The sequence below is a fragment of the Micromonospora sp. NPDC048835 genome, assembly GCF_040649995.1.
In the GTDB taxonomy this organism is placed as follows: Bacteria; Actinomycetota; Actinomycetes; order Mycobacteriales; family Micromonosporaceae; genus Micromonospora.
In genome coordinates this window covers 1-19220 of the sequence record NZ_JBEZGM010000015.1, presented here as the reverse complement: position 1 = coordinate 19220, position 19220 = coordinate 1, and the positions used below count along the sequence as shown (strand labels likewise).

The 19220-nt window shown below is 70.9% G+C and carries 19 protein-coding genes and 1 tRNA gene; 7 read left to right on the top strand and 13 right to left on the bottom strand.

Features of this window, described 5'->3' with window-relative positions; genetic code table 11:
- Nucleotides 1-80 precede the first annotated feature (80 nt).
- Nucleotides 81-1244, top strand: a complete 1164-nt coding sequence (locus AB0C15_RS19180) for an FAD-dependent oxidoreductase (RefSeq protein WP_357353669.1) — start codon at nt 81-83, stop codon at nt 1242-1244.
- On the opposite strand, the gene AB0C15_RS19175 is transcribed toward AB0C15_RS19180, so the two are convergent.
- The 6 genes from AB0C15_RS19175 to AB0C15_RS19150 all read right to left on the bottom strand — a co-directional run bounded on the left by AB0C15_RS19175 (nt 1220) and on the right by AB0C15_RS19150 (nt 9186).
- Complete coding sequence (locus AB0C15_RS19175; protein WP_357353667.1) at nt 1220-2431, bottom strand: Imm21 family immunity protein; 1212 nt, start codon at nt 2429-2431, stop codon at nt 1220-1222. The two genes, AB0C15_RS19180 and AB0C15_RS19175, sit on opposite strands and share 25 nt — an antisense overlap.
- A 99-nt stretch (nt 2432-2530) precedes the next feature.
- Nucleotides 2531-3961, bottom strand: a complete 1431-nt coding sequence (locus tag AB0C15_RS19170; RefSeq protein ID WP_357353665.1) for a hypothetical protein — start codon at nt 3959-3961, stop codon at nt 2531-2533.
- Nucleotides 3958-4491 carry a SigE family RNA polymerase sigma factor gene (locus AB0C15_RS19165; protein ID WP_357353664.1) on the bottom strand — a complete coding sequence of 178 codons (534 nt, stop codon included), beginning with the start codon at nt 4489-4491 and terminating at the stop codon, nt 3958-3960. The genes AB0C15_RS19170 and AB0C15_RS19165 overlap by 4 nt, the downstream gene beginning before the upstream one ends.
- A 177-nt stretch (nt 4492-4668) precedes the next feature.
- Entirely contained in the window at nt 4669-5556 is an 888-nt protein-coding gene (locus AB0C15_RS19160; protein ID WP_357353662.1) for a hypothetical protein, read from the bottom strand.
- 44 nt (nt 5557-5600) lie between these two features.
- On the bottom strand, nt 5601-6323 hold the full coding sequence (locus AB0C15_RS19155) for a hypothetical protein (RefSeq protein ID WP_357353660.1): 723 nt from the start codon (nt 6321-6323) through the stop codon (nt 5601-5603).
- A gap of 88 nt (nt 6324-6411) precedes the next feature.
- Nucleotides 6412-9186: a BTAD domain-containing putative transcriptional regulator gene (locus AB0C15_RS19150; protein ID WP_357353948.1), complete on the bottom strand. Its 2775-nt coding sequence runs from the start codon at nt 9184-9186 to the stop codon at nt 6412-6414.
- Nucleotides 9187-9381: 195 nt separating this feature from the next.
- Between AB0C15_RS19150 and AB0C15_RS19145 the strand changes: the two genes are divergently transcribed.
- The 3 genes from AB0C15_RS19145 to AB0C15_RS19135 all read left to right on the top strand — a co-directional run bounded on the left by AB0C15_RS19145 (nt 9382) and on the right by AB0C15_RS19135 (nt 11289).
- Entirely contained in the window at nt 9382-10002 is a 621-nt protein-coding gene (locus tag AB0C15_RS19145; RefSeq protein WP_357353657.1) for a dihydrofolate reductase family protein, read from the top strand.
- 16 nt (nt 10003-10018) lie between these two features.
- Nucleotides 10019-10471: a hypothetical protein gene (locus AB0C15_RS19140; protein WP_357353655.1), complete on the top strand. Its 453-nt coding sequence runs from the start codon at nt 10019-10021 to the stop codon at nt 10469-10471.
- Between the two features lie 113 nt (nt 10472-10584).
- Nucleotides 10585-11289 carry a TMEM175 family protein gene (locus AB0C15_RS19135; protein ID WP_357353653.1) on the top strand — a complete coding sequence of 235 codons (705 nt, stop codon included), beginning with the start codon at nt 10585-10587 and terminating at the stop codon, nt 11287-11289.
- A 25-nt stretch (nt 11290-11314) separates the two neighbouring features.
- Here AB0C15_RS19135 and AB0C15_RS19130 read toward each other — a convergent pair whose 3' ends face one another.
- The 3 genes from AB0C15_RS19130 to AB0C15_RS19120 form a co-directional block, all read right to left on the bottom strand.
- Nucleotides 11315-11869, bottom strand: a complete 555-nt coding sequence (locus AB0C15_RS19130) for a hypothetical protein (protein WP_357353651.1) — start codon at nt 11867-11869, stop codon at nt 11315-11317.
- Nucleotides 11859-12407, bottom strand: coding sequence for a hypothetical protein (locus AB0C15_RS19125; protein WP_357353649.1), 549 nt, complete (start codon nt 12405-12407; stop codon nt 11859-11861). The genes AB0C15_RS19130 and AB0C15_RS19125 overlap by 11 nt, the downstream gene beginning before the upstream one ends.
- 120 nt (nt 12408-12527) lie before the next feature.
- The gene (locus AB0C15_RS19120; protein WP_357353647.1) at nt 12528-13007 is read right to left on the bottom strand and encodes a hypothetical protein; all 480 of its coding nucleotides are present in this window, start codon (nt 13005-13007) and stop codon (nt 12528-12530) included.
- Nucleotides 13008-13111: 104 nt separating this feature from the next.
- On the opposite strand from AB0C15_RS19120, the gene AB0C15_RS19115 reads away from it, so the two are divergent.
- The 3 genes from AB0C15_RS19115 to AB0C15_RS19105 all read left to right on the top strand — a co-directional run bounded on the left by AB0C15_RS19115 (nt 13112) and on the right by AB0C15_RS19105 (nt 14912).
- On the top strand, nt 13112-13540 hold the full coding sequence (locus tag AB0C15_RS19115; protein WP_357353645.1) for a hypothetical protein: 429 nt from the start codon (nt 13112-13114) through the stop codon (nt 13538-13540).
- A 208-nt stretch (nt 13541-13748) separates the two neighbouring features.
- Entirely contained in the window at nt 13749-14192 is a 444-nt protein-coding gene (locus tag AB0C15_RS19110; protein ID WP_357353643.1) for a hypothetical protein, read from the top strand.
- Between the two features lie 222 nt (nt 14193-14414).
- The gene (locus AB0C15_RS19105; protein WP_357353641.1) at nt 14415-14912 is read left to right on the top strand and encodes a GNAT family N-acetyltransferase; all 498 of its coding nucleotides are present in this window, start codon (nt 14415-14417) and stop codon (nt 14910-14912) included.
- A 213-nt stretch (nt 14913-15125) separates the two neighbouring features.
- Here the strand turns inward: AB0C15_RS19105 and AB0C15_RS19100 are convergent, their stop codons facing one another.
- The 4 genes from AB0C15_RS19100 to AB0C15_RS19085 all read right to left on the bottom strand — a co-directional run bounded on the left by AB0C15_RS19100 (nt 15126) and on the right by AB0C15_RS19085 (nt 19041).
- Nucleotides 15126-15377: a hypothetical protein gene (locus tag AB0C15_RS19100; RefSeq protein ID WP_357353639.1), complete on the bottom strand. Its 252-nt coding sequence runs from the start codon at nt 15375-15377 to the stop codon at nt 15126-15128.
- Between the two features lie 119 nt (nt 15378-15496).
- A tRNA-Ile gene (locus tag AB0C15_RS19095) sits at nt 15497-15573 on the bottom strand.
- A 122-nt stretch (nt 15574-15695) separates the two neighbouring features.
- Nucleotides 15696-16934: an FAD-dependent oxidoreductase gene (locus tag AB0C15_RS19090; RefSeq protein WP_357353638.1), complete on the bottom strand. Its 1239-nt coding sequence runs from the start codon at nt 16932-16934 to the stop codon at nt 15696-15698.
- Nucleotides 16924-19041 (bottom strand): MMPL family transporter, encoded by a 2118-nt coding sequence (locus AB0C15_RS19085; RefSeq protein WP_357353636.1) that lies wholly within the window; start codon nt 19039-19041, stop codon nt 16924-16926. Before AB0C15_RS19085 ends, AB0C15_RS19090 begins: the two co-directional genes overlap by 11 nt.
- Nucleotides 19042-19220: the final 179 nt, after the last annotated feature.

Here is a 19220-nt window from a genome sequence, read left to right as displayed (position 1 = left end):
CAGCTCATACCCGCGCCCTGTCAGGAATCGCGTCGCTGTCCGGTTCAGGAGGCGACCACAACCGAGACAGGAGTGCCACCATGAAGCACCGCATCGTCGTCCTCGGAGCGGGGTACGCCGGAGCCATGGCCGCCGGGCGTCTCGCCAAGCGGCTGCACCCGGACGACACCGAGATCACCCTCGTCAACGCCGACGCGGACTTCGTCGAGCGGGTCCGCATGCACCAACTCGCCACCGGACAGGACCTCACACCACGTCCACTCGGCGAGGTCTACGCCGGCACCGGCGTCACGCCCCGGGTGGCCCGGGTCACCGCGGTCGACGTCGACCGCAGGACCGTCGCGCTCGCCGGCGACCACGGCACCGACGAGATCACCTACGACACGCTCGTCTACGCCCTCGGTAGCGCCGCCGCGGACCATGGCGTCCCGGGGGTCACCGCGCACGCGTACGACATCTCCGGCAGGCCCTCGGCGCTGCGGTTGCGCGACCGCCTCGCCCACCTCGCGGCCGGCGGGACCGTGCTCGTCGTCGGCGGGGGCCTCACCGGCCTCGAAGCGGTCACCGAGATCGCGGAGGCCCGACCGGACCTCGACGTCGCGCTCGCCGCACGCGACGGTCTCGGCGACTGGCTCAACGGCAGGGCGCAGCAGCACCTGCGGGGTGTCTGCGACCGGCTCGGCATCACCGTGCACGAGCACGCCGACATCGCTCGGGTGCAGGCGACCGGCGCGGTCACCGCCGACGGTCGGGAGATCCCGGCCCAGGTGACCGTGTGGACGACAGGCTTCTCCGTGCACCCCATCGCCGCCGCGACGACACTTGCGGTCGCGGAGACCGGCCAGATCGTCGTCGACGACACCATGCGGTCGGTCTCACACCCCGAGGTGTACGCGGTGGGCGACGCCGCCATCGCCGCAGGACCTGGCGGCAAGCCACTGCGGATGTCCTGCGCCTCGGGCATCCCGATGGCCTGGCAGGCCGCCGACGCGATCGCCGCGCGGCTGACCGGCCGGGCGAAGTTCCCCAAGGCCCCGCTGCGCTACTTCAACCAGTGCATCAGCCTCGGCCGCCGCGACGGCATCATCCAGTACGTCACCGCCGACGACCGGGCCAGGGCGGGCCTCCTGACCGGGAAGATCGCAGCCCGGTACAAGGAGTTCGTCTGCGCGGGCGCGGCCTGGAGCATCGGGCATCCGGTCCTCTACCCGGTCCGCCGTCACCGCATCGTCTCGACCAGGTGAACCAGCACCAGCGCCGTGCTCTCGTCCGGTTGCACGAGCGCGGTGCGGATCAGGTAGGTGCCACGGGGCAGGTCCACCGCCAGGTGGGTGGTGTGCTCCAGCCCGTCGCCGGTGTAGGCGGAGTCGAACAACTCGGCTGGCCCGCTCGTCGTCCAGGTGCCCGCGTCCTCCCAGTCGGCGATGTCCAGCGCCCGGGGAAGGAGGCGGACGACCTCCGCCTCGGAGGACGCGTAGAGCCACCGCACGAAGAGCCGTCGCTCCGGCAGGTACGTGGTGGAGGCCGGTTCGTCGGCCAGAACGAGCGCCTGGTCGGCACCGACCCCCAGGACCCCGACGTAACCGTCGACCCGGCAGGCCCGCCCGTAGTCACCCCAGGAGTCGTCGTCGTCCACCGACGCGCCCTCCCACTGGCCGAGCGCCGACGCGGGCACCACGATGAGCGGCCCACCTTCGGAATCGACCCACGGCAGTTGGCTCACCGGCCTACGCGTACGAGCGAGGACGCCGGCCAGGTCGCTCATGTCGGTCACGATCGCGTCGGCACCGGCGGCGGTGAGGCGTTCGGCCTTGCCGGGCCGGTTGGCGTACCCGATGCAGGCGACACCGGCCGCGCGGGCGGCGGCGATGTCGGTGGTCGAGTCACCGACCAGGACAGCGGCACCGGGCGCGACCTTCAGCGCACGCAGGGCCTGCACCACCGGCACCGGGTTGGGCTTCAGCAGGTCGGGGTGGTCACCTCGACCGATGACGGCGGCGAAGTAGCGGGCCCGGTCGCGGCGCCCGAGATAGGCGCCGATGGCGGCGGCCGAGTTGTCGCTGACGATGGCGAGAGACCGCCCGGTCTCCAGGCAGGCCGCGACCACGTCGAAGGCACCGATCGTGGCCTCCGCCGACGCCGCCGCCTCGACCTCCGCCGCCGTGAGTGCCGCACCGACGACGCCGACCAGATCGGGTGCGAACACGGCAGTCGCGCGGAACAGATCCAGCGGGTCGTCCCCGTCGCGCAGCTCGTCGGGCACGGCGACGCCCCGGCTGAGGATCAGTTGACGCAGGTCGGCGGCGATGCGCGGCGCGGCCTTTCTGCCGAACAGGCGGCAGATCGGGCCGTCGAAGTCGACGAGCACGACCTCGGCCCGCTCGGCGATGCCCGCGAGCTGGTCGGTCGGCGATGCTGCCCCGGTCGTCATCGCGTGCTCCCACCGCCGTCTTCGCCGTCAAGGCTGTCGATCCTAGAGGCCGACGAGCGGCCGAGCCGTCCCCGGACGACTCGGCCGCTCGTCACTGGGTCAGCCTGTCACCCGGGTGGCCGGGCCGTCGCCCGGCAGGCCCCCCGCATCGCGGTCCGTCTCCACCGGCGGCAACGGGGTGATACCGAGAACAGCACCAGCACCGGAGTACGCGGTGATGGTGGCCGGTTGGTCCGGTGGAACCCGGGTGGTGCCGGCGTTCGACGCGTCGAGGGCGACGGTGGCCGACGGTGCGCCTCCGACCGTCACCGTGACGCGGGCCGCGTCCGGCGGGGCGATCACCCGCACCTCGCCCGTGGGAGGGCGAGTGCCGTCCTCGGTCCGGACCCGCCAGCCGATCGGTCGCTGTTCGACGCCCTCGGCCGGCAGCAACAGCCGCAGGTCGGTCCACCAGCCGGTCCGATCGTCGCCGTGCAGGGCGTACGCGATCACCCCACCGCCGGCCGGCTGCACGGTGAGCAGGGCGGCGGCCTGACCGTGCTCGCGGCTGGACCACCGCAGCCGTAGCGTCGTGCCGACGGCCGGGAGGCGGCTGTTCTGAAGTGCCGTGTGCACGAAGGTGCGGAGGTTCGCGTCGTCGAGCGGCGTACCACGGGTGGGTCGGCGAGCATCGGTGAGCAGGGCGTCCATCTCCGGCCCGCTCGGATCGAGGCCGGCGTACGGGCCGCCGCCCAGACCGCCCTGGAAGAGCACCCGATCGCCGCGGCTGACCCGGACGACGGGTTCGTGCGGCAGCGCCTCGGGTGGCAGGACGGCGAACCCGACTCCAGCGCCGTCGGCCCTGGCGACGTCCTGGTACTCGAGCGTCCCCTTCGACGTGTACCGGGGGTCGCCACTGATCGTCACCGTGGATTCGGCCGGACCGACGGCGACCGCGAAGCCGGCCCGGTCCGGGTGGACCTGCATCAACGTCAGCACCGGGTCGTCGGTGCCCTCGCTGTAGCCGCCCGACCGCATCTGGTCGGCACCGGCCCCGGCCGGACCCACGTACCAGACCAGCGCCTGTCTGGTCAGCAGGCCGAACCGCAGCGGCACCGCGACCAGAGCGACCCGGTGTCCCGGCAGGTCACTGCCGTAGATCAGCCGGATCCGGTCTCGGTCGCCGACCTTCCAGGCCCCCACCGGTGCGTCGATCCGCACCGGCGGGTCGGCGTCGATCCGCGCCCGCAAGGTGTCCAGCCAGGCCCGATCTCCGGCCAGCGCACCCCGCGGTGGCCCGTCGAGCAGCGCCGTGGGAGTGGCGGCGACCGCGATGCCCGGTGCCCATCCGGGCAACGGAACCACGTTGGTCTGGACCCCGACGAGCGCGACCCCGACCGCGGCGGCCAACGCCGCGCGGATCAGCCGCGTCCGCTGGTGCCGTCGCTCCCGGCGGGCGAACCCGGGCCAGGGATCCTCGGGTACGTCGACGCCGTCGGCGGCCTGCCGTAGCGCCGGACTGAGCGTCGAATTGGCGAAGCTTCCGGTCATGCCAGTTCCTCCTCGAGCCGTACCGGGGACTGAGCGGCGGGTGGGGCGGCGAAGTCGCTGCGCAGCCGGGCCAACCCGCGTGACGCCTGGCTCTTCACCGCACCGACCGAGCAGCCGAGAACCTTCGCGGTGTCCACCTCGCTGAGATCCTCGAAGTAGCGCAGCACCAGCACCGCCTGTGTCCGAGGCGGTAATCGCCGGAGTGCGGCGAGGAGTAGTTGCCGCTGCTCCACCTGCACGTACGCGTCATGCGTCGGCTGACTGTCGCCGGTCAGCAGTGGCACCTCCAACGGCCGCCGTCGACGCCGCCAGGAGATCGCCGTGTTGACCATCGCCCGGCGTACGTAGACCTCGGGCGCGTCCCTGCGCAGCACCCGACCCCAGCGCCGATGGGTCTTCTCCAACGCCGACTGCGTCAGGTCCTCGGCTGTTCCCCGGTCACCGGTCAGCAGGTAGGCCGTTCGGAGCAGCGACCCCCACTGTCGTTTGACGAACAGCCGGAACTCTTCGTCGTCCTCATGCCGAACCACGCCACCTCCTGGTTGCGTCCACCTCGGGTCTGAGTGCGGACGCAGGGTGAGACGCCACCGACGACCTCAGGGGTTGAGCGGATCGCCCGCCGGGTTCGGGACTAGACCTCTACCGCTCACCACCTCATCCGACCCGACGACGATGACCGACGGTGACGGCCGAGCCGTGCGGTCCAGTCAGAACCCGCCCCACTGCCGGGCCGAACACTTCCAGGTCTTGCCGCCATCCTGCGAGACGCAGAAGACGAGGATCTTGCCGAGGATCGGAAGGTTGAGGGTGAAGAGGTGGCCCTTCGTCTTCGCGTACACGACGCCTGACTTCTCGGCGACGTCGGCGAGCGCCCACCCGGGGTCCGGTCGGTCCACTGTCGCCACCCGGCGCAGCGACGGGATGTCCTTGCCGTCGAGGAGCGTCCTGATGTCGTCCGCCGAGGGCTCACCCTCGCCGACGAGCGTCTGCACGCTTGACGGGCCGTCGACGGCGACGCCACCATTTGCCTTCTCGAAGGCCGCCTTCGTCCCGCCGACCGTGGTGCCGCCGGGCAGGTCGAGGGTGAGGACCAGGTCGCCGGTCCGCCGCGACAACAGGCACTCCCAGATGGACTTGCCGGACGCGACGCACATGGTCAGGCACCACTCCCGCCCGTCCGGCGTGGACGAGGCGAAGAGCAGGGATGTCGCCGTCCCGCCGTCGCCCCTGCCGTCGTACGCCCCGTCGGCGAGGTCGGCCATCGTCGTGCCGAGCACGTCCCTGCTGCCCGGAATCGTGCCGACGACAGTGACACCGTCGACCTTCTCTCCGGCGGCGAGCGCCTCGAGCTGGTCGCGGGTGAGTTTCCGCCCGCCGGTGTCGACGGCCAGCACCGCGTCCAGGTCGCCGACGGGCCGGCCGGTCAGGTCCTCGAACTGTCGGAGCATCGTCCCCGGGGCACCGGGGTGGTCGGTGATCGTCGTCCGGGCCTCGCTGTCGGCGGCGTGGGACGGGGCGTACGAGGCGGTCAGCCCGACGATCAGAGCGGCCACGACGATCGTGGCGCGCCTGGTGACGTTCCGCAGAGATGTCATTGCTGTCCTCATTTCCGTGATCGGAGTCGGCGGGTCGGGACGGGCTACCAGCGACACGTGACGATGTCACCAGTGGTGTTGGGTGACCCCCACTCGCAGTGGTCGTCGATCCACTCGCCGACATCGCTGATCGTGTCCACGATCCAGGCGAACACCGACTTGATCGCGCCCCAGAGGCTGAAGTAGACGACTGTCGTCTCCGGGGTGCCGCCGGCCTCGTCGATGACGTCCTTCGTCGACATCGCGGCGTCGGGCTTCTCGATGATGTCCAACACCCGTACCCCGGTGTCGTCCTTGCCGGCCAGCAGCGCCGCGACCTGCTCCGGGGTGCGCTCCTTGCCGTCGTCGACGGCGACTATCGCGCGGTCGACGAACACCTCCCGGCTGCCGCTGACAGCCCTGGCGATGCCGGCGATCTCGCCCACCGTGAGGGCGTTGTCGAGCGCAGGGCCGGTGAACCGCCGGACCGACACGGCACCGGACGGCTCCACCTGGATCGCGTCGGCAGTGATCCTGTCGTCTTCCCCGAAGGGCTCCCAGGCGTACGTCCACTTCCCGCCGACGCAGCGGAACGGGCGGTACTCCCGCCCCTCGGGCGCGGTCTCGGTACGGACGACGTCGCCGCGCTCGTCGACGTGCTGGACCACGCAGTCGGCGCCCTTGCGCGGCGGCTTCTCGGTCTGCGCCACGGCGGCGGCGGCGGACATGGTCAGCACCGTCGCGCTGACCACCCCGACCACCCCGAGGCGGTGTGCCAAACGACTCATCGGACGCTCCATTCCTGCTCGGAAGAGACTGGTGTCCGAAGAGTGCCGGGCCCTGCTGAAACGGCCCGGAAACGGCGCTGAAAGAGGGTCAGCCCAGCCGCGTGGCGTCGAGCTGTTCGAGGTTGACGCGGATCGACTCGGCGTCGGCATCGCCGAGTTCGTCGAGGATGGTCAGGGCTCGACGCCAGGCGGCACGGGTGGCGGTGAGGTCGTCGAGCGCCCGGTGGCTCCCGCCGAGGTTGACGTACGTGCTCGCTTCGGCGTACCGGTCGTTGACCTTGGTGAAGAGTTCGAGGGCGTGCTCGTAGCAGGCAATCGCGCGCCGGTCGTCCCCGAGCTGGTGGTGGGCGTGGCCGAGGCTGTCCCAGGTGTCGGCCTGTCCCTGGACGTCGTCGACCTCCTGCAACATCCGCAGCGCCTCGCCGCACGACTCGAGGGCGCTGTGGTAGTTGCCGAGCAATGCTTCCTGCCAGCCGACCGCGTTGAGGGTGTACCCCTGCCCGGCCCGGTTCCCGGTCCCCCGGAACAGCGCCAGCGCCTGCCGGGAATGACGCAGCGCCTGCTGGTGCTGCCCCTGCCGCTCCGCCAACTGACCGAGGTTCAGGCAGGTGTGCGCCCGACCGGCGTCGTCGCCGACCTCGGTGAACAGGTCGAACGCGCGGCGCAGGTGGTCGTCGGCCTCGTCGTACCGTCGCAGGCGGGAGCAGGCGAGACCGAGGCTGCGGTGCGCGTGGCCCTGCCCCGTCCGGTCCCCGATGCGGGACGCGGCGGCGAGCGCGATCTGCTGCGTGCCCAGCCAGTCCTGCCAGTGCCCCTGCCGGTGCAGGAAACCGGCCAGGGTCCAGGCGAGCCGCCAGGCGTGTCCCTCGAACCCGGAGCGCGCCGCGAGGGGCACCGCGGCGAGCAGGACGGGGACCTCGACGGTGAACCACGCCGTGGCGGCCGACCGGCTCCTGGGGCGTTCCGCCGTCACGCCCGCCCCCGGCGGCGGGAGGCTGATCGTGCTGAAGTGCGGGTGCAGTGCGAGATCGGCGGCGTGGGCGGTGTGCAGGCAGTGGTCGAGCAGCCGGTGCACGGCGGCCCTGCGCTCGGCCGGCGGCTCCGCCTCGTCGGCGAGGTCGGCGGCGTACGCGCGCAGCAGGTCGTGGAACGCGTAGCGCCCGTACGTGTGCTCGGTGAAGAGGTTCGCCCGGGTCAGCTCGGTGAGGAGCGGGCCGACCGCCGAACCGTCGACGCCGGCCAGGCTGGCCACGGCCGGGGCCGAGACGTCCGGACCAGGGTGCAGGCTCAGCAGCCGGAACAGCCGGACCGCCGGTGGGCTGAGCGTCCGGCACGACCAGGAGAAGACCGCCCGCACGTCGGTGGCCTCGTCGCCGCCGTGGAAGGCGTCCAGGTCGCCAAGCTCGCCGGCGACGGCGGCCAACGAGAACTGCCGGTTGGTCGCGGCTCTGGCCGCCACGATGGCCAGGGCGATGGGCAGCCGCGCGCAGCGGTCGGCGATGGTGTCGGCCGCGCCGGGTTCGGCGGCGACCTGACCCGCCCCGAGCCGGCGGACCAGCATGTCACGAGCTTCGCCGGGGCTCAGCAGGTCGAGCGGCACCGGTTGGGCGCTCTCGGTGACGACGAGCGGGATGAGCTGGTCGCGGCTGGTGACGATCGCGAGGCACTCCGGTGAGCTGGGCAGCAACGGCCGGACCTGTTCGGCGTCCCGTGCGTTGTCCAGCACCACGAGCAGCCGCCTGCCGGCCACCGTCGTGCGGTACAGGCTCACCATCGCGTCCGGGTCGCTGGGCATCCGCGCCGCCGGGACGCCGAGCGCCTCCAGGAAGCCGTGCAGCGCTCGTGCCGGTTCGGTGGGTGTGGCCGCCGGGTCGAAGCCGCGCAGGTTGACGTAGAGCTGCCCGTCGGGGAAGCGCTCGGCGGCCCGGTGCGCCCAGTGCACGGCGAGCGCGGTCTTGCCGACACCGGCCGTCCCGGACACCACGACGGCGCCGCCCCGGTCGACGAGCGCGTCGAGGGCGGCGAGCTCCGCGGCACGTCCGGTGAACGTGGGCACGGGAGGAGGGAGCTGCGCCGCGACCGGTGCCCCCGCAGCCGGCCCCGCCAGGGCAGGTGCGGCGATGGCGGTGTCCTGGCGCAGGATGGCGCACTCCAGGTCACGGAGCCGCGGCCCCGGGTCGATGCCGAGGTTCTCCCGCAGGTTGTCGCGCAGCCGCCGGTAGGTGGCGACCGCGTCGCCCTGTCGGCCGTCCCGGTACAGGGCGAGCATCAGCTGCGCGTGCAGGTGCTCGTCGAGGGGGTGCTGTCGGACGAGCCGCTCCAACCCGGGTACGAGCCCGGCGTGCTCACCGACGGACAACCTGGCGTCGGCGAGCGACCGTTCGGCCTCCAACCACAGGCGTGCCAGGTGCTCCGCCTGTTCCTCGAGCCAGGCCGACCCGGCCACGTCGGCGAGCGGTGGGCCCCGCCACAGGGCCACCGCGGCCGTCAGGTGCTTCACCTGCTCGTTGTGGTCCGTCGACCGCCGGGCCAGCTCGATGAGGCGCTCGGCGGCCTGGACGTCGGTGGAGTCCGGCCCGGTGTCGAGCAGATAACCCGGCGGGCGTGCCACGATCGACCCCGGCTCGCCGAGCACCCCGCGCAGGTAGGAGATGTGGCGTTGCAGGGTGTTCGCCGCGGTGGCCGGTAGCTGGTCGCCCCAGACCACGTCGATGAGCCGGTCGACGCTCACCACCCGGCCCGCGTGCAGTGCCAACGTCGCAAGCACCGCCTTACGGCGCAGGCCGTTGACCGCCTGCGGTCTGCCGGCGACGACCACCTCCACCGGCCCGAGCAGCCTGACCCGCACGCCCGTACCAACCATCGAAATCACCGAATCAGGCTAAATCTCCACCCCCGCATGCTCGATCCCATCGTCGCGCACTGGACACGATCCAGGGGGCACCAGAACCGGACTCCGGTACGAAGATGCTGACGCCTGTGGGCTCTCGAAGCAGCTGCGGCACAGTGTGTGGCCGTAAGCTGGTCCCCCGCCCGGAAGTCGTCGATGGAGAGCGCTGTGACCACACGTAGCGGCAAGGTGATCGTCGACCAGACCATCTCCGCCGACGGACACTCCGCCGGGCTCAACCAGACCGAGGAACGCCCGTTCGGCGACGACGGCGGCGACGGCTGGGGCGGTGGGCTGCACGCCTGGATGTTCGACGACGCCGAGGAGAACCAGGCCGAGCTCGACCAGATCACGCAAGCGTCGGCGGTCATCATGGGGCGCAACATGTTCGGTCCCGTGCGCGGTGCATGGGATCAGCAGTGGAACGGCTGGTGGGGTGACAACCCACCGTTCCACAAGCCGGTGTTCGTGCTCACCCACCACGCACGCGAGCCGCAGCCGATGGAAGGCGGCACCACCTTCCACTTCGTCACCGACGGGATCGAGTCCGCGCTCGCGCGGGCCCGTGCGGCCGCCGGTGACGGCGACATCCTGATCCATGGCGGTGCGACCACCATCAACCAGTACCTCGCCGCCGGCCTGGTCGACGAGGTGCGCCTGCACATGGTGCCGCTCACCCTCGGCACCGGTATGCGGCTGTTCGACGGCGTCCCGTCCCTGAAACTCGAACAGGTGACGGCACGGGCGGCAAGCGCGGTCCTGCACGTCACCTACCGCGTGCTCTCCTGAGCCGACGGAGGATGCGTTGTCCGCCATCGCGTCGCTGACAGTGGTCCCCAGGGACAGCATCACCGAGCTGGCCCGCCTGGCCCGTACATCTCCGTCGTCGTTCCACGCGTACCTGGCCGAACACGGGAGCAGGGCGCGGCAGGATTACGACTGGTCCGGCTACTGCATGTTGTACGTCCTGACCTACCTGGAGGAGCACGACATCAACCTGGAGTCCTCGGAGCTCAACGCCGAGTCGGAGGCGATCAACAGCTCGTACGGCCTGACCACGCTCATCACCCCCGCACGGGGGTTACTGGATCAGCTCGACCCCGGCGCGCACCGCGCGGAGGATCTGGCGGCCCACTTCGCCGAGATGGGGATGGACTTCGAGGAGAGTGGCCCGGCCGGGCTGGACGGGCTGAGGCTGTTGCGCGACTGCGTCTCCGACCTCAGCGACCACCAGGTGTTGCTGCTGCACATCGGCTGAGCTGACTCGTCCAGCTGGAAGACACTGCCTGACCCGCAGGCCGGTTTGGTTCCGGCAACGGCGGGAACCCGCGGCACCGGAAGGCTCTTGGGTGACCACCGTGGGGGGGACTCGTGCGCTGGTTTCGCGCAGCTCGCGGCGTCTCCACCGACGGCACAACCAGATCCAGCAGCCCGATCGGCGCGGAACGCGATCCGAAGCGACTCGTCACCTTCAGCGACGCGGTCATCGCCATCGCCGTCACCCTGCTCGTCCTGGAGATCCAGCCGCCGGAGGACACTGAGCACCTGCTCCGCGGTCTGATCGAACTGTGGCCCTCGTACGTGGCGTACGCCATCACCTTTCTGCTGATCGGGCAGATGTGGGTGAACCACCACGTCATGTTCGACCACATCCGCTCCGCCGACCGGCTGCTGCTCCTGCTCAACACCCTGCTGCTGATGGTGATCGCGTTCCTGCCGTTCGCCTCGTCCCTCCTGGCCCACGCGTTCGAGTCCGGCCACGGCCAGCGCACCGCACTCATCTTCTACGGCGCCACCTACGAGGTGGCCGCCATCCTCTTCAACGTGATCTGGGAGTACGCCAGGTACGGACGACGACTGTTGACCTCCACCACCGACAACGACACCGCCTGGGCGATCAGCAGACGTTTCCGCCCCGCACCGTTCTGGATCATCGCCGGGACCGCGCTGGGTGCCCTTCATCCGGTCGTGGGCCTGGTGGTGGTCACCGCGTTCATCCCGTTCTACTGGCTGCCGATCAGAGGCGAGGTGGCAAGCATCAAACGCACCCGCGAGCAGAGCCACGGTGACCGGTAGCCACGAACCCGCTGCCCTCCGGTGACTAGCGGGGCCGTCTGTCGCGGGGCGCGAGCGGTCGACCCCCCGCATCCTGGACGGAGACCGACACCGAGTTCTTACCGGCCCAGTCCGGGCCGGGTGGTGCGGCCTGCACCACGAAGCGACCGCCTCCGTCGAAGCCGTGGACTTCGAGGGGCACCAGTTCGGCGTCGCGGAACCGGGCCTGAACATCGCCGCCGTCCGCGGCCACCTCGGCTCGGGCTGCCGCTGCGGGAAGCATGCCGAAGAGGATCGGGGTGGTGGCACCGCGGAGTGTGCGGACACTGATCTCGTAATCTTGCAGCACCCCGGACTCCGTGCAGGTGCGTGCCACTGTCGCACCGTCCTGACGCAGGTAGAGACAGTCGCCCCAGGTGTCTTCCCGAACCTGGACCACGGACCAGTTCGCGCCGCCGGTAGTGCCTTCTTTCAGGAGCCGGGGGCCGCTGACGCTCGGCCGCCGCCCGTCCCAGCCCTCCCAGGTGAGGCCAGCGACCACGGCGAGCCCGCCGAAGACCACCACGACGGCCACCAGGGTACGGAAACGGCTAGTAGACATGCAGCCCACCGCCCTGCGCATCGCGCAGCCGCAGCGACTCGACCTCGACCCGGTCCCCGGCGTCGGGCACGTACACGGCGTAGACCCGATAGTCGTCGTGACCCGATCCGATGGTGACCGCCTCGCGTGGCGTCCCGTCGTCAAGAACGATCTCGATCGACGCGGCGGCGGCTGGCACGATGCCGTAGAGGATCACGTCCGGCAGACGCCGGCCCAGACGCTCCGAGTTGACCTGCTCGACCCGCCCGCCGGCCAGCCAGCCGTCGCCGTCTGCCACCCGCGGCCAGGCGCAGTCCTTGCCCGCCTCCCGCCAGTTGACGTACGGGTCGGAGAATGTCTCCCGCTCCAGTTTGGCGCAGCGGACATCGAACGAGCCGGTGACCCGGAGCCGATAGTTGTCGCCCTCGTCCAGCGTGAAGAAGGCGACGTTGCTCTTCCATCGGTCACCGATGGCGACGTAGGTCCACCCGGAGACCGCCAGCAGGACGAGGAGGACGGTGAGGCCACGGCGTAGGGCCTTGCGCGGTGCGGCGGTCATGCGGCGCTCCTCGGTGGTGTGACGCACCCAAGGTAGCGGCGACACACCACCACCTCGGGGGCCTACCGTGTCAGCTCGCCGCGCCTGGCCAGACCGTCACCCGAATCTTCCACCCACCGCCTACGGGCTCGATGAACTCGACGACTGCGACGTGGAGATCGCCCTGCGTGCGGACGCAGTAGCGGCTTCCCTTGACAAATCTCGAGTCGCTCGTCGGAAAGCTAGCGAGCAGTGACAAGCAGTGCTGCCGCTGCGGTGCGCCGGGATGGTGGCGACCTTCGGTGGGTCCGCGTCGAGGTCGACACCGTTGTTCGTGAAGAGCAACTCGTAGGGACCCGCGCCCGCGCGCTCCACCGGACCGGCACGCGATGGTGTGGCCTGGGCGCCGGTCGTTCCCGCCGAACTGATAGCGACGGAAGGCGTGGCGGTCACTCCGGTGGCCGCCTGTTGACCGCCGTCCGCGCCGAAGCCGCCGATCTGGTAGATAAAGGCCGCGGCGCCAACGATCGCGGTGATCAGGGCTGCGACGGCGGTGAGCATCCCGGCCATCGTCTGCCAGAACGGCTCCCGCCGTCCGGAGCCGTGCTGCGGATCGGTCACACCCTATCCTTCCGCCGCGTGGCTCTCGCGCTGATCATCGCACGCACCTGCCACCCGGCACTGCCTTTGGCGTTCCGGACATCGACAGTCGTAGGATGCCCGCCGTGGGATATTCGGTGTGGCCGTCAGGCCGTCTGCACCTACCGGAGTCGGACGACGTCGCGGCGACCGCCGCAGCCAAAGCCGCGATGGCCGAACACGCGGGTTGGTACCGGCCCGATGAGTCTCCGTCGGATCACACCCTCGTCGACATAGCGTGCGAGGCCAGAGCATCCATCACCCGTGACGGCGACTGGATCGAGTTCGACCACGACGACGAGGGCGATCCCAAGTGGTCGTACCAGGCCATGGCCTTCTATGTCGCGATCGCGCCATTCGTGCGCTCGGGAGTGGTTGACATCGAAGGCGAAGACGGCGCTCGCTGGTCCTACGTCTACGCCGACGGGCGGATGACCCAACACGGTTGGAACGGTTGGGACGGGTCCGTCGAGCCCTTCGGTCAATACGTCGATCTCCCATCCCAGGACGACTGAGCCCCCTCGTGACGTGACGGCTGCACCGTGCGCTCGATCGGCTAGGAGGTAGATCAGCCGAAGAGCTCGATACCTCAGAGGTATCAATATGACCCTGAGGTATACCGCTCACCACCACATTCGCCCCGACGACGGTGATCGCCGATTCGTCCGGGGCTTCGCTTCACCAGGCCACCCAGGTGGCGTCGGCTTCGTAAGCTCTGGCGGAGTGCAGGCGCCCTCCATCTCACTGTCCGCTTGGCTGATCCGAGCCGACCTCGGCGACCTGGCGACGTGGGTCGGCGCGCTCGCCAACGTCGCCACCCTCGCGTTCGCCCTCGTTGCAGCTTTCGTCGGCTTCCGCGTCCACAAGATCGAGTCGGGGCGGGATCAGCGGGCCGAGAACGAACGAAGGCAACGCGCGCTCGACCGTGAGCGCGACCAAGCCTCGCTCGTGTCGGCATGGTTCTCTCGGTTCCAGGGCGTGCACAACGTGGTCTACGGGCCCAGCTACGGCGTGATGGTCCTCTACAGATGGCACGGCGAATCGGAGATCGTGGCGCACGAAGAGCTGCGAGTCGTACCGCCGCACCAGGACGCCGTCCGGACGTGGCCGTGCAGTTCCGCGACGCAGCCGGCCGGCGGTGGTGGCGCGACTGGGATGGCTTCTTGAACGAGTCTCCGAACTGGCAGCCGAGAATGGTCAGTACGCCCAACGGCGTCGGTCCCCTGAACCTGCTTGTCCCGCCGACCTTGCCATATGGCGGCCTAGCAGCGGAAACACCTCTCAACATCTCACACCACTCCCCCGCCATCCGCCGGCCTCTTGCGGACCAGATGCGGACTGCTCGGCCCCTCGGGCTGTGATCGAATACGGGTTGTAGCCTCGGCCCGTATGAGCTGGCTGCCTGAGGACTTCGTCCACCCCGTCTACGTGCCCGTGCCCAACACCGCGCTTCACCTGCGGCCGATCCGGGAGGCGGACACCGCGATCGACTATCCCGCCGTGATGGGCTCCCGGGAGCGCCTGTGGGAGATCTACGGCCCGGCCTGGGGGTGGCCCCCGGAGACGATGACCTATGAAGAGGACCGCATCGACTTGCTGCGGCACGAGAAGGAGATAGCCGCGCACCAGTCGTTCAACTACGCGCTGCTGGACGAGGAGGAGACGGCGATCCTCGGCTGCGTCTACATCGATCCGCCCGAGCGCACCGGCTCCGACGGAGAGGTCTCCTGGTGGGTGGTGGACGACCTTGTCGGCGGCGAGGTGGAGCGCGCGCTCGACGCGCTGGTGCCGCAGTGGATCGCCGCCGACTGGCCCTTCCAGCAGCCTCGTTATCTGGGCCACGACATTACCTGGCAGGACTGGCTCGCACTGCCGCGTGCCTCGTGACACGTCCGAGGCGGTGAAGCGGATCTCCTCGTCGACCTTGGCCCCGTCCGGGGAGGCTGGTAGCCCTTGTGGTGCTGGTCGGCTGACTCGTAACGTCGCCTCAGGTGTGCGACTCCCCCGTGTCGGGCGCTCCGAGAAGGTGTTCCTGACGCACGGCCAGGTGGGCGAGCTGGCGGCGGCAGAGCCGCACGGGCTGATAATCCGCGTGCTGGCCTACACCGGCTTGCGGTGGGGCGAGTTGGCCGCGCTTCGGGTGCGACGGGTGGACCTGGTGAAGCGTCGGCTGCTGGTCGCGGAGTCGGTGACGGAGGTCAACGGGCGGGCGGTGTTCGGTACGCCGAAGACGCACCAACGGCGGCCGGTGCCACTCCCCCGGTTCCTGGTCGAGCCGATCGCCGCGCGGATCGCCGGCCGTGCCGGTGACGAACTGGTGGTCACCTCCCCGGCCGGCGAGGTGCTGCGCAACAACAACTTCCGTCGCCGGGTCGTGCTGCTGCGGACTCAGTGCGGACTGAGGGCGTCCGGCCGGACCTTGACGCGGTGCGTCCGGGTCGTCGGCAGCATGGCTGACCAGGGAAAATGGCTGGTGGGGCGGGCGGGGCTCGAACCCGCGACCGAGGGATTATGAGTCCCCTGCTCTAACCGGCTGAGCTACCGCCCCGAACACCGCGCCGGATCTTATCCCGCTCGACGATCAGCAGCCAGCACCGAGCCGGCCTGGTGCCCACGCCTGCACCAGCACGATGGGCTACAGGAATATAACAGCGTGCTCGGGTACGGCGGTCAGCCGGCGCGCAGCTCGTCGAGTACCGCACCGGCGGCGCGCCAGCCGCTGGTGAGAGCGCCCTGGATCGATGGGCTGTCCCGGTGGTCACCGGCCACGAACAGGCCCTCCCCCAGCGCCACCGGCTTACGCAGCCGGTCCTGCGGGGGTGGCGCGGCGGGGAGCGCCTTCGGCACGGCGACTGTGGTGAGGTGGATCCAGTCGGCGGTGGAGTGGCCGTACAGCCGGGTCAACTCGGCCCGGATGGTCGGCTCCGGTGGGGCGGTCGGGCCGACCACCGAGGTGGCGATCAGGTGCCGTCCGGTTGGCGCGTACGTCGCGGCGGCGTTGCTGAGCACCACCGTGTTCGCCACGAGTTCGCGTCGGTCGCCGTCGACGAGCAGGATCGGCTCGGTGAGCGGCGGTTCGGGCGCGCTGTGGTAGTAGGTGGTGTAGCTGTGCATGCGTACCGTCGCCAGGGCTGGCAGCAGCGCGGACGCGGCGGGTGGATCGACGGCGACCACGACGGCCCGGCAGCGGATGTCGCCGGCCTGGGTGCGGACCCGGCCCGGGGTGACCTCCGCGACCGGGGTGTCCAGGTCGAGCAGGTCCGCGGGCAGTGGCGCGGCGATGGCCCGGGGCAGCGCGGCCATTCCTTCGGCGGGCAGGCCGATCCGGCCGCGGGCGAAGGAGCGCAGCACCATCGCGAACACGTGGCTGGAGGTGGCGAGTTCCCGGTCGACGAACACGCCGGACAGGAACGGTCGCAGCAGTTCCTCGATGATCGCGTCGGAGAGGCCGGCGCGGCGCAGCGCCGTCTCGGTGCTGGTCTCCGGCGCGGCGAGCAGCCGGGACGCGGGGAGGGTGGCGCAGCCGGTGGCGAGCGCGGCGAAGCGCAGCCGGTCGAGCAGTGAGCCGACCCCGGCGAGCGCGGTGCCGGGCCCGCCGGTCGGTTCGCGTACCGGGTTGACCAGCCGCACCAGGTTGTCGCCCTTGCGGACCAGCACGCCGGAGGTGAAGTACCCGAGGTCGAGCGTGTCGGTGTCGAGCAGCGTGCCGAGCCGGGGGTAGGCGGTGTTGAGCACCTGGAAGCCCCGGTCGATGAGGTGACCGTCGACCACGTCGGTGGCGACCCGGCCGCCGAGCCGACCCTCGGCCTCCACCAGCCGCCAGGGCACGCCGGCGCGGTGCAGCCGGCGGGCGGCGGCGAGGCCGGCCAGGCCGCCGCCGACGATGACCACATCGGTTTCAGCCAGCACCGCGCGCCTCCCGCTCACCGTTCGTCCGGGACAACCGGCCCGGCCACCAGATCTTCGGCCCGATGTCGTACGCGAGTGCGGGCACCAGCAGCGACCGGACGATGATGGTGTCGATCAGTACCCCGATCGCGACCGCCGTACCCAACTCGACGAGCACCACGAGTGGCAGGACGGCGAGGGCGGAGAATGTCGCGGCGAGCACGACGCCGGCGGAGGTGATCACCCCGCCGGTGACGGCGAGACCGGCGAGCACCCCGGCGCGGGTGCCGCGCTTGACCGATTCCTCGCGGACCCGACTCATCAGGAAGATGTTGTAGTCGATGCCGAGCGCGACCAGGAAGACGAACGCGAACAGCGGGAACGCCGAGTCCACGCCGGGAAAGTCGAAGACGTGGCGGAACAGCAGCGCGCAGAGGCCGAGGGTCGCCGCGAAGCTGAGCAGCACGGTGGCGATCAGCAGCAGCGGGGCGAGCAGCGCGCGCAGCAGCAGGGCCAGGATGACCGCGATGACCACGAGCACCACCGGGATGATGACGTTCTGGTCGCGCTTCGCGGCGTCCGAGGTGTCCACGTTGATCGCGGTGAAGCCGCCGACGACCGCGTCCGCGCCGGGCACCCGGTGTACGGCCACCCGCAACTCGCGGATGGTCCGCTCGGCCCCGTCGCTGTCCGGTGGGTCGGTCAGGGTCGCGTCCAGTTGCACCCGTCCGTCGACGACCTTCGGGGCGGCGTTCCCCTGGGGTGGGCCGGTCTGCGGGCCGGCCGTCAGGGGGCGGACGTCGGCGACGCCGCGCACGTCCTGCGCCACCTGGGCGACCTGACGGGCGGTCTGCTCGGTGGTGAAGATGGTGGCCGGGCTGCCCGTGCCGGCCGGGTAGTGCCGGGAGATCACCTCCTGGCCGTCGACCGAGTCGGTGCGCTGGGTGAAGAGGTCCGACTGGCCGAGGGTGGTGGCGCCGAGCTGGGTGAGGCCGAGCGTCAGCAGGGCCAGCACGACGGCGGTGCTCAGCCAGATCGGGCGGGCGTGCCGGGCCACGAAGCCGGCGACGCGGCTCCAGATGCCGTGTTCGACCCGCGGGTCGGCCTGGTCGGCTCGGGGCCGACGGGGCCAGAACGCCCAGCGTCCGCCGAGCACCAGCAGCGCGGGCAGGAAGGTGAGCATCACCAACAGGGTGGCGGCGATGCCGATGGCGGCGACCGGGCCGAGCGCACGGTTGGAGTTGAGGCTGGACAGCAGCAGGCAGAGCAGGCTGACGATGACGGTGCCGCCGGAGGCGATGATGGCCGGCGCGGCACCCTTCCAGGCGGTCCTCATGGCATCCCACGGGCGGTCGTGCCGGTGCAGCTCCTCCCGGTAGCGGGCGATCAGCAACAGCGCGTAGTCGGTGCCGGCCCCGAAGACCAGCACGGTGAGGATGCCCTGAGCCTGCCCGTTGAGTTTGACCACGCCCGCGTCGGCGAGCAGGTAGACGAAGACCGAGGCGAGGGCGTACGACATCCCGGCGGCGAGCAGCGGAAAGATCCAGAGGACCGGGCTGCGGTAGACGACAAGCAGGATGACGAGCACCACGACCAGGGTGACGAGCAGCAGTGGCCCGTCGATTGCGGCAAAGACCTCGATCAGGTCGGCGAGCAGGCCGGCCGGGCCGGAGACGTCCACGGTGAGGCCGTCCTGGTCGCCGCCGGTGATGTCGCGCAGGTGCTCGACGACGGTGCCGATCTCCTCGCCCTCGGCGTCGTCCACCGGGACGACGACCTGGAGTGCCTGGCCGTCGGCGCTCGGTATGGGTGGGGGCAACGGGGTGACCACGCCGGGGATCTCGGCGAAACGGGCAAGGTCGGCGCTCACCCGTTGCCGGTCGGCGGCGGTGATGCCGGCCCGCCGCTCGTAGACGACCAGAGCGGGGATCGTCTGCCGGTCGACGAACTCGCCGGCGAGGTCCTGGGCGCGGGTCGCCTCGGCGTCGGTGGGCAGGAAGGCGGCGTTGTCGTTGGTGGCGACCTCGCTGAGCCGCCCCGCGAACGGGCCGGACACGCCGCCGATCACCAACCAGGCCAGCACGACCGCCACCGCGACAAGTGTGGCCCTGCCGCCTCGTCCGGACATGCGTACTCACCCCAAGGATCGGCGCGTCGATCGACGCAGCGGAAGGTCGACATCGACCATCCTGCCGGGCACGAGACCCCCAAGCGGCCGAAACCTCTCATTCCGCCCCGCGCCCCGCGCCCCGCGCCCCGCGCCCCGCGCCCCGCGCCCCGCGCCCCGCGCCCCGCGCCCCGCGCCCC

Bases quoted from the DNA above. Each gene is read 5' to 3' on its own strand.
- AB0C15_RS19155 (WP_357353660.1), bottom strand. From the start codon at position 6,323: ATGAGTCGTTTGGCACACCGCCTCGGGGTGGTCGGGGTGGTCAGCGCG.
- AB0C15_RS19130 (WP_357353651.1), bottom strand. From the start codon at position 11,869: ATGTCTACTAGCCGTTTCCGTACCCTGGTGGCCGTCGTGGTGGTCTTC.
- AB0C15_RS19180 (WP_357353669.1), top strand. From the start codon at position 81: ATGAAGCACCGCATCGTCGTCCTCGGAGCGGGGTACGCCGGAGCCATG.
- AB0C15_RS19170 (WP_357353665.1), bottom strand. From the start codon at position 3,961: ATGACCGGAAGCTTCGCCAATTCGACGCTCAGTCCGGCGCTACGGCAG.
- AB0C15_RS19150 (WP_357353948.1), bottom strand. From the start codon at position 9,186: ATGGTTGGTACGGGCGTGCGGGTCAGGCTGCTCGGGCCGGTGGAGGTG.
- AB0C15_RS19125 (WP_357353649.1), bottom strand. From the start codon at position 12,407: ATGACCGCCGCACCGCGCAAGGCCCTACGCCGTGGCCTCACCGTCCTC.
- AB0C15_RS19105 (WP_357353641.1), top strand. From the start codon at position 14,415: ATGAGCTGGCTGCCTGAGGACTTCGTCCACCCCGTCTACGTGCCCGTG.
- AB0C15_RS19175 (WP_357353667.1), bottom strand. From the start codon at position 2,431: ATGACGACCGGGGCAGCATCGCCGACCGACCAGCTCGCGGGCATCGCC.
- AB0C15_RS19160 (WP_357353662.1), bottom strand. From the start codon at position 5,556: ATGACATCTCTGCGGAACGTCACCAGGCGCGCCACGATCGTCGTGGCC.
- AB0C15_RS19085 (WP_357353636.1), bottom strand. From the start codon at position 19,041: ATGTCCGGACGAGGCGGCAGGGCCACACTTGTCGCGGTGGCGGTCGTG.